Here is a 12,671-nt window from a genome sequence, read left to right as displayed (position 1 = left end):
GGGTGCCGTATGTCTATTTTTAAGAAACAGGAATCGTATTGGGCAAGCCGATTTGAAGATGATGACCATCTTGTTCATTTGCCTTATTGCAAGACAACCTCCAAACACCCAGACGATACGCAGCACCAGAATGATATATATAAGTCTTTGTCAGCCGATGTTTCATATAAAATCAAGTCCATGTCACGAAATGCTCCTATGGCGATATATACGATCTTATTAACGGGAGTTCAGTGTCTGTTATATAAATACACGAATGAAACCAAGATGATTATTGGCATACCAACGATGGAAGAAAAGAATAATGATCTATCACTCTCGAATAAGGTTCTTGTCTTAAAAAATAATATCAATCATGTGATGTCATTCAAATCCTTATTTAATCAAGTGAAGACCTGTTTAACCGAAGCCATTCAGCATCAACGAATCCCTTTCAGAAAAATGGTTGAACGTTTAAATGTTCAGTATGATTCGAACCATGTACCTCTGATTCATACCTTGGTTTCGTTGAATGAAATTCATCCTGCTCTTGATGAAAATAACGTAAAAGCGGCGACGATGTTCCACTTTGATCTGGAGAACGACTCCATTCAGTTAAGATTAGTTTATGATGATGATCGTTATGATCGCGATTATATGGTTCAAATTGTAGAGCATCTTGACCAATTGTTATCCGTTGTGCTGAACCAACCTGATTTGGAGTTAAGTCAAGTTGATATGTTATCAGAGTTTCATCGAAACAAGCTGTTATATGACTTTAACGATACAAGCGTGGGGTATCCACAGAACAAGACGATGCATCAATTATTTGAAGAACAGGTGGAACGAACACCGGACCATCCGGCAGTCGTATTTGAGAATAGACAGTTAACGTACAGAGAGTTAAATCAAAAATCCAACCAATTGGCCCGATTGCTTCAAGCTAAGGGGGTGCAGGCGGGTCAGTTCGTTGGCATTATGGCAGAGCGCTCACTTGAGATGATCATAGGTTTATTCGGTATTCTAAAAGCAGGCGGAGCATATGTCCCAATCGATCCGGAATATCCGGCAGATCGTATTCATTACATCCTTGAGGATTCAAAAGTGGCTTGGTTGCTGCATCAAAGTCATATACAGGAACCTGAACATTATGCAGGGACATGTGTCATTCTGGATTCTGAAATAAATCACTATGATGATCATTTAAATTGGGTAGATGGAGCGATCTCCAGTGATTTGGCATACATGATCTACACGTCTGGAACAACAGGTCATCCCAAAGGCGTAATGATTGAACATGCCAGCATTGTGAACTCCCTGCAATGGAAATCGGATTTTTATCATTTTACCGGAGATGATCGGGTATTAATGCTGAATCCATTCGTTTTTGATTCGTTTATTACCCATTTCTTTGGTCCGATGATATCTGGCTCGACAGTGTATTTGTTAAACCAGCAACAGTGTAAAGATGCTATAGCCATCAATACAATGGTCAAAAAACAGCAAATCACGCACATCCAAAGTCCACCCAGTTTCTTGATGACCCTATTGGAACAAGTAAGCGCGGAAGATTGGGCAACCATGAAAAATGTGGTGGCTGCGGGAGAGAAGATTGTTCCTGCCTTAATACACAAATTGCAGCGCATCAATCCACGCATCGAAGTGTGTAATGAATACGGTCCAACCGAAAATAGTGTTGTATCCACAGTTCTGTCGATCAAGTCGGCAGATCAAAATATCTCAATCGGGAAGCCTATTGCGAACAATAGAGTCTACATTTTAGGAGAACGGAATGAATTGCAGCCTATTGGAGTGCAGGGAGAATTATGTGTAGCCGGAGCAGGGCTATCCAGAGGTTACTTGAACCGTCCAGATCTGACTGCGGAGAAATTCGTGGATGATCCATTTGTTTCGGGAGCAAAAATGTACAAGACAGGTGACTTCGCAAGATGGCTGCCCGATGGGAACATAGAGTATATAGGAAGGGTAGATCATCAAGAGAAAATTCGTGGACACCGGATTGAACTTGGTGAAGTGGAGACGGCTCTTCTAAATAGTACCCAGATAAAAGAGGCCATCGTCATAACCAGAGAAGATGAAACGGGAACCAAACAATTATGTGCGTACCTGGTAGGAGAGGATGCAATCACGATCGGGGAACTGCGGGAGGTGCTGTCCCAGCAGCTGCCAAACTACATGATTCCGTCCTATTTTGTACAGCTGGATCAGATGCCACTCACGTCTAACGGGAAAATCGATCGCAAAGCTTTGCCTGCTCCCAAAGAACATATGTTGAAGGGCATGGAGTACGAAGCACCCCGAACGATGGTGGAACAACAACTTGTATCGATCTGGGAAGAGGTACTTGGGGTAGAGAACATTGGGGTTTTGGATAATTTCTTCGAGCTTGGAGGAGATTCGATTAAATCCATTCAAGTCTCTTCAAGATTATATCAAGCAGGTTACCAGGTACAGATGGATCATCTGTTTAAAAATCCAACCATAGCAAGCTTGATTCCCTATGTTCAACCCATAAGTACCCTGTCAGAACAGGGAATCATCACTGGAAAAGTAATGCTGACTCCAATCCAGCATTGGTTTTTTGAGAAATACAAGGTGGACGCCCAACATTATAATCAGTCCGTGATGTTGTATCGGAAAGAAGGTTTTCATGAAGTCACACTTCGCTGTGTATTCGATAAATTGAGTGAGCATCATGATGCACTTCGTACAGTATATCGCCTTACAGAACAGGGTTATGAAGCGTGGAATGAAGGGTTGGCAAGGGAATCCTTATATACACTTGAAGTGATGGACTTCAAGTCATTAGCAGATCCGTCTCAAGAAATCGAGAAGAAGGCAAATGAAATGCAAAGCACGTTCACTTTGGAACGTGGACCCTTGATGAAGCTGGGCATATTTCAATGTGCAGATGGAGATCATCTATTAATCGTTATTCATCACCTCGTCATCGACGGGGTTTCATGGCGAATTTTGATTGAAGACCTATCAAGGGGATATGAACAATTAAGTGATGGAGAATCGATTCAACTACCGCAAAAAACGGCTTCATTCCAATTATGGGCAGAACAGCTTCAGTTGTATGCGAACAGTGATGCGATAACGAAAGAAATTGCATATTGGAATGAAATTGAAAAAGCAACCTATAAGCTGTTACCTACAGATTTCGAAGCGGATCATGCACTGGAAAAAGACAGTGAAGAAATCACGATGGAATGGTCAGCGGCAGAAACGGAGCAATTATTAAAACAAGCGAATCGTGCGTATAAAACGGAGATTAGCGATTTGCTGCTCCATGCATTAGGCATGTCTATTCACCAATGGACGGGCATGGATAAAGTGCTGGTCAATCTGGAGGGACATGGAAGAGAACAAATTTTACCGGATCTCGATATTACACGAACGATCGGATGGTTTACGAGCCAGTATCCGGTTGTACTTGATATGGAAGCAAGTTCAAATATGTCTCTTTTCATCAAAACAAACAAAGAAATGATTCGTCAAATCCCTAAAAAAGGGATTGGTTATGGAATTTTACGATATTTAAGTGCACATCAGCAAGAAAGGCTCTTTACCTTGAATCCTGAAATTAGCTTTAACTATTTGGGTCAATTTGATCAGGATCTTCAGAATAGCGGGATGCAGATCTCTCCCTATCCAGGCGGAGCAACAGCAAGCGACAATCACAGAAGAAATGTTCTTATCGATATGAATGCCTTAATTGTGGAAGGCAAATTGACGTTGTCCCTTCGGTATAGTCGCACCCAATATCAAAAAGAAACGATGGAGCGAGTGGTAACATATTTTAGAGATCATCTGCAAGAAATCGTGATGCATTGTGTGACAAAAGAGAAGCCGGAATGTACACCAAGTGATCTAACGTTAAAAGGAATTACCATTGAAGAATTAGAAGGATTTGTTCAAGAATCGGAACACATTGGTGAAATCGAAGATATATATACTTTGTCCCCGATGCAAAATGGAATGTTCTTTCATCATTTGCTTCATTCAAAATCGGAAGCGTATTTCCTTCAAACCACGCTGGATCTTCATGGTTCGTTAGACGTGGAAGCTTTTACGAAAAGTCTGGATCAGTTGATGCAGCGTAATTCGATTCTCAGAACAAATTTTCATAGCAAATGGAAGAATGGACCTCTGCAAGTGGTATACCGTCATAAACGGAATGGGCTAATATACGAAGATTTGCGTGAGATGAATGAAAAAGATCGTGAAGCATACGTGGCAGAATATACAAGAGCAGATAAAATAAAAGGTTTCGACCTGTCTCAGGATGTGTTAATGCGTATTTCGATATTGCAAACGCATGACCAAACCTATCGTTTCATTTGGAATTATCATCATATTTTGATGGATGGCTGGTGCCTGTCGCTTGTAATCCAGGAGTTGTTTGATGGATACTTTGCTATTCAGGAACAACGAAAACTGGAGGCAAAGAGTACGATTCCATACAAACACTATATTGAATGGCTGGACAACCAAGATCATGAAGAGTCCCTGAAATACTGGCGTGACTATTTGCAAGGTTACGATGAGCAGACCACTTTGCCAAAAGAACATTCAATTACGAAGAGTGATGAATATCATTCAGAGCATATGATTTGTACACTTAGTCAGGAATTAACCGGACAAATCGCACATGTGGCCAGTCAGAATCAGGTAACGCTGAATACGTTCATGCAGACAGCCTGGGGAATGTTGCTACAGATATATAACGGCAGTGAGGATGTTGTATTCGGAAGCGTGGTGTCGGGCAGACCTGCGGCGATTGTTGGAGTTGAGCGAATCATTGGTTTATTCATCAATACCATTCCTGTACGCATTCAGACTCAAGGTAATGAGACATTTGCAGCGATTATGAAGCGGAATCAGGAACATGCTGTCGCTTCGCATCCACATGACACGTATCCGTTATACGAGATTCAAGCGGAAACATCGCAAAAGCAAAATTTGATTGATCATATCCTGATATTCGAGAATTATCCTGTACAGGGCATTATGGAACAGTTTGGGGATCAGGAGGAGACAGCTCTTCGGATTACGAATGTAGAAGCAGATGAACAAACGAACTATGACTTTAACCTGATTATTAAACCAGGTCAATCCATGAAATGTATGTTCTATTACAATGCTAACGTCTATGATCGGGCAAGCGTAGAACGCATTCAAGGTCACTTGATTCAGATGTTGAAGCAAGTGGTCAACAATCCGCTTATCCCTATCCATGACATTGACTTGACGACAACACAGGAGAAAACACAAATTTTGGAACAGTTTAATGATTCCATGGCTGAATATCCAATGAACAAGACGATTCATGGACTGTTTGAGGAACAGGCGGCAAGGACTCCTGAACACGTTGCGGTTGTATTTGAGGATCAACATGTGACCTATCAAGCGCTGAACAAGAAAGCCAACCAATTGGCAAGAACGTTGAAGGCTACAGGCATTCAAAATGATCAGTTAATCGGGATCATCGCTGATCGTTCGCTAGACATGGTTGTAGGAATCCTGGCGATTTTGAAAGCGGGTGGCGCATACGTGCCGATTGATCCTGAATATCCGGAGGATCGTATAAACTACATGCTTGAGGATTCGGGTGTACATGTATTATTAATGCAAAGTCATTTGCAAGAACGCATCTCTTTTGCAGGAGTGGTCGTTTGCCTGGATCTACCTGAGTCCTATCATGAAGATCATTCCAATTTGGGAATTACTGCTGCACCAAAAGGCCTGGCATATGTAATTTATACCTCAGGAACGACAGGTAAACCAAAAGGGACATGTATTGAACATAAAAATGTGGTGCGATTGTTGTTCAACAGTAAAAATTTGTTTGATTTTAATGCATCAGATACATGGACCTTATTCCATTCTTTTTGTTTTGATTTTTCGGTATGGGAAATGTACGGAGCATTGCTCTATGGCGGAAAACTGGTTATCGTACCTCAAATGACGGCAAAAAGTCCGGAACAATTTCTACAATTGTTAAAAAACGAGCAAGTGACGATATTAAATCAAACGCCAACGTATTTCTATCATCTTCTTCAGGAAGAACTGGCAGGTCATGCAGCAGATCTGAAATTAAGAAAAGTGATTTTTGGCGGAGAAGCCCTCAATCCCGTGTTATTGAAGGATTGGAAGCTGAAATATCCATTTACCCAGTTAATTAATATGTATGGGATAACCGAAACAACGGTTCATGTAACGTATAAGGAAATAACCGACATTGAAATACATGCTGGAAAGAGCAATATTGGAAAACCAATCCCGACGTTGCAGACCTATATTCTGGATAAACACCAACGCATTCAACCGATCGGTGTTCAGGGAGAATTAGTTGTAGCAGGTGAGGGCCTTGCCAGAGGTTATCTGAACCGGCCTGATTTAACTGCAGAGAAATTTGTTGATCATCCCTGGATTACAAAAGGGAAAATGTATCGCACAGGAGATGCCGCAAGATGGCTGCCGGATGGAAATATGGAGTATCTGGGACGAATCGATCATCAAGTGAAAATTCGCGGTTACCGAATTGAGCTTGGCGAAGTGGAAACTGCGCTTTTGCAAATAGACTCCATTCAGGAAGCCGTCGTTATTGCCCGTGAGCATGAGGATGGTTCGAAGCAGTTGTGTGCGTATTGGAAAGGCGACAGCTCACTGACAGCGAAGAAAATCAGAATGGCGTTATCTCATGAAATCCCAGATTACATGATTCCATCTTATTTTGTTCAATTAGAGCATATACCATTAACTTCCAATGGGAAGGTTGACCGTAAGGCATTGCCATCTCCACAAGAACATATGCCAAAAGGGACCGAGTATAGGGCGCCGCAAAACGCTGTAGAACAAGCGATCGTCTCTGCCTGGGAAGCTGTGCTTGGTGTGCAAAAGGTTAGCACATCAGATCATTTCTTTGAACTCGGGGGCGATTCGATTAAATGTATTCAAGTTTCCTCACGACTGCTCCAAGCAGGGTATAAAGTGGAAATGAAGCATTTCTTCACCTATCCTACAGTAGCGGAGTTGAGTGAACACGTTACTTCCGTGAGCACTATTTCTGACCAAGGGGAAGTTACGGGACAAGTGATGCTGACACCTGTTCAGCGCTGGTTCTTTGATCAAAATATGGTGGACGCACATCATTACAATCAGGAAATGATGTTCTTTCGTGAAAAAGGGTTTGATATCCGCTTTATTCACAGCATCATGGATAAGATCGTTAAACAGCATGATGCTCTCCGTATCCTTTATCGACAAGCGCCTGAAGGTGGATATGAAGCGTGGAATCGAGGGGCAGACGAAGATGGATTATACAGCCTTGAAATCGTTGACCTCAAAACAGAAGCAGATCCTGCATTGTTCATTGAAAATAAAGCAAAAGAAATTCAGAGTGGTATGAATCTGTCTCACGGACCTTTGATCAAACTTGGGTTGTTCCAATGTGCTGAAGGGGATCACCTGCTTATTGCCATCCATCACTTGTTGGTAGACGGGGTTTCATGGCGTATTTTATATGAAGATATTCAGACAGGGCAAGACCAGTTCTTAAGAGGTGAAGAAATCCGGCTTCCTCAAAAAACGACCTCGTTTAAACAATGGGCAGAACAATTGTCGACGTTTGTAGACAGCTCGGCGATGAAGCAAGAGAATCCATACTGGAGTCGTGTGGAGCGGGCCCAGCTAAGCCCGCTGCCTAAAGATATGGATTGTGATGAGACGATTGGCAAAGATAGTGAAACGATCACCATTCATTGGACCGCAGCGGAAACCGAGCAATTATTAAAGCAAACACATCATGCGTACCATACGGAAATTAATGATATATTGCTAACGGCATTGGGAATGGCTGTTCATGATTGGACAGGCATGGGAGAAATCCTCGTAAATCTGGAAGGGCATGGTAGAGAAGACATCCTGTCAGAGCTGGACATTACGCGTACAGTGGGATGGTTTACGAGCATGTACCCCGTTATGATTACGATGGAGTCCGGGGCTGACTTATCAAGGAAGATTAAGACCGTCAAGGAAGGACTGCGCCAGATCCCAACCAAGGGCATTGGTTACGGGATTTCGAGGTATTTGTCACATGGAGATGAAGAATTCAAGTTAGAGAAAAATCCCGAAATTAGTTTCAACTATATGGGACAGGTGAATCAGGATTCGGGCCAAGATGGCATTAAATTCTCGTCTTATTCCAGCGGGCCATCCGTAAGTGAAAACAACAAGAGACCATTTGTGCTGAATATCAATGGCATTGTTACAGAGGGGCGGTTGTCGCTGTCCATCAACTATAGTTCAAAACAATATCGCCGGGAAACGATGGAGCAATTGGCTTGTCTCTATAAGGAAGGTCTTAATAGAGTCGTTGAACATTGTGTAACGAAGGAACAAACCGAGCTGACGCCAAGTGATATTTCATGCAAGTCATTAACCATTGATCAATTGGATCAAATCGTGGAACAAACGGGGCACATCGGTCGAATCGAAAATGTGTACCCACTTACACCATTACAGAAGGAAATGCTGTACGAAAGTGAACGGAATCCAATTTCTGGCGCTTACTTTGTACAAATCATGTTTGATATGCGTGGAGATTTGGATGTTACCTCTTTTGCGCAAAGTTTGGATCAATTAATGCAAAGGCATGCGATATTAAGAACTAATTTTTACAGTGATTTCGTGGACATCCCTCTTCAAATTGTGTATCAAGAGAAGAAATTTGAATTTAACTATGAAGTTGTAGCTGGCACAAGTGAGCTGCAACGTAAAACGTATGTTGACGAGTATATCGAGCAGGACAAGGCAAGAGGATTTGACTTACAACGAGATTCGCTAATACGTATGTCTGTTTTACGAACAAACCATGAGGAATACCGCGTCATATGGAGTTTTCACCATATTTTGATGGACGGCTGGTGTATGTCTCTGGTAAGCAAAGAGATATTTGAGAATTATTTTGCGATTCGGGAGAATAGAAAGCCTCAAGTGACTCTATTAACACCTTATAGTCAATTCATTGAATGGCTGGAACAGCAAGATCATCAAGGTGCAATAACCTATTGGACTCATTACTTGGATGGTTATGAAGGACAAACGAAATTGCCTGGAGAAAAAATCAAATCGAAGCATGAAAGACAAGATTCCAGAACGCTAAACTGTTATTTGGATGATGTACTAATCGAGCAAATGAAACAGATTGCGGAACAGCAGCATGTTACTCTCCATACGTTAGTGCAGACGGTCTGGGGCGTATTGTTGCAGCAATACAATGAAAGCAACGATGTTGTATTCGGAAGTGTTGTATCGGGCAGACCACCTGTCATTCCTGGGATCGAAAGCATGATTGGGTTATTTATTAATGCAATTCCTGTTCGGATCCAGGCTCAGGCTGATGAGTCATTTATATCTCTAATGAAAAGGAATCAGGCACAAGCTGTAGAGTCACATGCATATGATACGTATTCGTTATATGATATTCAAAATCTGACCAAGCAAAAACAATCTCTGATTAACCATGTTGTTGTGTATCAGAACTTCCCGGTAGAGAACCGAATGGAGAGTCTGGGTCAGAAAGGTGAAACACCGCTTGAGATTATGAATGTTGGGGGTACAGAACACAATAGTTTTGATTTTACTTTGATCGTCAAACCCCATGAAAATATGAAGATCATATTGATGTACAATGCCAATGTGTATGACCCATCTACCGTTGAACAGATTCAAAAACACTTTATTTCCATGATTCAACAGGTGGTAAGTAACCCGGAAGTTAAAATAAACGAACTTGCGTTGAGTACGTCGAACAGTTATTAATGCACAAGTAAGGGGCCGCTCCAGAAGTGAGTTTCCTCCTCACTCAAAGCGCTAACGAATCTACGCGTCTTAAGAGGTAGATCGACGTGAATGGCAAACTTAAACAAACCTCAGTAACGTTATTTCATCATATCAGGGTGTCAGAACCTAAAAAACGACCCAATCGACGAAATAACGACTCTGTGATTCGTTACACCACAGACCTGTGCAAATCAGAGCGAATAACGTGTGCAGGTTCATTAGATTAAAATAAACCTTAATAAGGGGTGTCCTCAGTCATGCTAATGACTTAAGGCATCCCTTTTTTATGCTCCGTTAATGATGATAGCTGGAAAATTACTGTAGATGGAGAAAAAAGCTTTCTACGTGGTCGGATCAACATTGTGATGTCACCAACGTTGCATATCAGCTATTGAAATTGCGGATGTTCATTCAACAGATCGTGGAAACGGCAGAAGTCTACAAAGAACTACCCCAAGCTGAGGGCGGTTATGATTGAATGGAATGGATTCCCCTATTCATTTTGATCGACCTTTTAACATTTGCTCCCTTCTAACCGATATATAATAAGTACATCTATGTAACCAGAAAGTGAAAGGAGTGTAGAACATGGATATTGCAGCATTATCAATGGCGATGAGCCAAGCTTCAGTAGTGCAGTCGGCAAGCTTGCAAGTGATGTCGATTACAAAAGACATGGCACAGCAGCAAGGCCAGCAGATGGCGGAAATGTTGAAGTCAGTGCCTGCTCCTCACCCCAATCTGGGTGGAAGTCTCGATCTTTCGGTTTAGTTGAAATTACAGCATGTGTCCTCATGTAACACCCATTGCAGCAAGCAAAACCCAAACAGCTCCAATTCGAATGAATTGAAGCCGTTTGGGTCGTTTTTTTTCTGAATATTCATTCCGAAATTACGATCTTTTTATTACGATCTTCTCAGCGAAGCTTTGACAAGCTTGGCAATCGGCCTTCAAAGGGCAGTGTATTCTTCAATGTCCATAACTCATCGTAACTGGAAATCTGAAGATCGGCTTTGGACAAGTCCTGGTTGCCTGATCCCGGATTGCGATATCCGATACAGCGCATGCCTGCACTTTTGGCGGCCTGAACACCATTACGCGAGTCCTCGATCACCAGACAATTCGAAGGGGATGCACCGATCATCTCAGCTGTGGTCAGGAAAATATCTGGTGCCGGCTTGCCGTTCGTAACTTCCTCACCTGTCATTCGCACCTCAAAGTATTGCCCAAGTCCGGTTTTGTCCATGATCAGATCGATCAGTGCACGTGGAGAGGAAGAAGCTACAGCTATGGGTATGTGCTGCTCATGCAGCCAACTTAACCAGCGTTCCACGGAAGGCATCGCCGTCAGATTCGGATGGGCAAGCATGGTTTGCATCACATTATGCTGATGATAAGTAAATATTTCTTCCAGCGTAGCTGTCAGCTGATGTTTGTCCAATACCTGCTGCCACATGGATTCCAGTGTAACTCCAACATAGGTATGATGTTCTTCATCAGTTACCACAGCGCCAAAATGGGCAAAAGAGCTGCGCTCAATCTCAAAATAAATCGGTTCGCTGTCAATCAGTACACCATCCATGTCAAAAATGACCGCTTGAATGATGTCATCATTGGGGGCTCCCAGTCCGTTAGATTCTTTGTTCGTTGCCATGTGTATTCCTCCTCCAGGATTGTGTATACATATATCTCTAATGTAGTCCATTCATGCTTGACGTTCCACTTTAGAAACTGGAACCGCTGGATTGCAGCACAACTTTAATGGCATGTGAAGAGGCTTGAAGTGTGCGTCCCTGAATATCGCAGCCAAGTGTGCGGAATGCTTCTTCGTAATCCTCCAACGGGAAGGAGTGGGTGATGATTTTTTTTGCCGGAATAATCCCTTGTTCAATCATATAATGTGCGGTTGCAAATGTTCCCAGAGAATCAATGGAACCAATAATTTTTAGACTGCGGTCCACAACTTCCTTGGGATTGAAGGATGTGTTTCCATCTCTCAGACCAACCAGCATCAGGTAACCGCCGCTGGCGAGCTGGGATAGCACTTGTGTGCCCACAACGCCAGTTGTATCTACAATCATATCGACCTGATGGGTTGCGGGTGACAGTGATTCTATGGCATTTTCGAAGGATGAATGAACCTCCCAACGGTCTGGTGCAATGGAACCGGCAATAGCTAAGCGTTCTTCGGAGATGTCGACCAGACAGCCGGTAACCCCTTTGGAAGCGAGCGCGTAGCTGTACAGAATGCCAATCGGGCCTGCACCAAGGATGATTGTTCTGAAATTCGGCAGTAGATGAATCTGATTAATCCCCGTCAGCATACAGCTGAGTGGTTCCGTCAAAGTTGCTTCTTCATAGCTCACATGGTCCTTCAATTTGTACAAAAAACGATCCTCGGTCACATAATAATCTGTAAATGTCCCGTCAGCACTCACACCTGTCTCGGTAACAGACTTGTGTGTGCAATGATTTTGTCTGCCTGTTCTGCACATGTCACACTGTCCGCAATAGTAGGTAGGATCGATCACAACACGGTCGCCCGCTTGTAATGTCGTTACCGCAGAGCCAACATCAATGATTTCCCCGGTAGACTCATGACCGAGAATGACAGAAGGAACTGCATGATACTTGCCGCTGACAATACCGAGATCGGTACCACATACACCTGTCGCCCGAATACGAACCAACACCTGATTATCTCTTGTAATTTCCGGGACAGGCCGTTCCTCAAGCGCCACATCCCAAGCCGATTTGTATACCAATGCAAGCATGATATAACCTCCTTATAATTATATAAAATATAAATATAGCGATTC

General features: G+C 42.7%; 4 protein-coding genes. 2 read left to right on the top strand and 2 right to left on the bottom strand.

Going from position 1 to position 12,671, the window contains the following annotated elements:
• Nucleotides 1-9: 9 nt before the first annotated feature.
• Both AC4E8D_RS18605 and AC4E8D_RS18600 read left to right on the top strand, forming a co-directional pair.
• Nucleotides 10-9,831: a non-ribosomal peptide synthetase gene (locus AC4E8D_RS18605; protein WP_221820550.1), complete on the top strand. Its 9,822-nt coding sequence runs from the start codon at nt 10-12 to the stop codon at nt 9,829-9,831.
• Between the two features lie 609 nt (nt 9,832-10,440).
• Nucleotides 10,441-10,623 carry a YjfB family protein gene (locus AC4E8D_RS18600; RefSeq protein WP_017687882.1) on the top strand — a complete coding sequence of 61 codons (183 nt, stop codon included), beginning with the start codon at nt 10,441-10,443 and terminating at the stop codon, nt 10,621-10,623.
• A 145-nt stretch (nt 10,624-10,768) separates the two neighbouring features.
• Here the strand turns inward: AC4E8D_RS18600 and AC4E8D_RS18595 are convergent, their stop codons facing one another.
• Together AC4E8D_RS18595 and AC4E8D_RS18590 are read right to left on the bottom strand one after the other, a co-directional pair.
• A complete protein-coding gene (locus tag AC4E8D_RS18595; protein WP_449003958.1) occupies nt 10,769-11,506 on the bottom strand; it encodes an HAD family hydrolase in 738 nt (245 codons plus the stop codon).
• Between the two features lie 70 nt (nt 11,507-11,576).
• Nucleotides 11,577-12,626 carry a zinc-dependent alcohol dehydrogenase gene (locus AC4E8D_RS18590; RefSeq protein ID WP_221821730.1) on the bottom strand — a complete coding sequence of 350 codons (1,050 nt, stop codon included), beginning with the start codon at nt 12,624-12,626 and terminating at the stop codon, nt 11,577-11,579.
• Between the last annotated feature and the right edge of the window lie 45 nt (nt 12,627-12,671).

This window comes from Paenibacillus sp. SRL342 (genome assembly GCF_984798905.1).
Note: the sequence above shows the minus strand (reverse complement) of the source record. Positions and strands in the feature narration are given on the sequence as shown.

Bases quoted from the DNA above. Each gene is read 5' to 3' on its own strand.
- AC4E8D_RS18605 (WP_221820550.1), top strand. From the start codon at position 10: ATGTCTATTTTTAAGAAACAGGAATCGTATTGGGCAAGCCGATTTGAA.
- AC4E8D_RS18600 (WP_017687882.1), top strand. From the start codon at position 10,441: ATGGATATTGCAGCATTATCAATGGCGATGAGCCAAGCTTCAGTAGTG.
- AC4E8D_RS18595 (WP_449003958.1), bottom strand. From the start codon at position 11,506: ATGGCAACGAACAAAGAATCTAACGGACTGGGAGCCCCCAATGATGAC.
- AC4E8D_RS18590 (WP_221821730.1), bottom strand. From the start codon at position 12,626: ATGCTTGCATTGGTATACAAATCGGCTTGGGATGTGGCGCTTGAGGAA.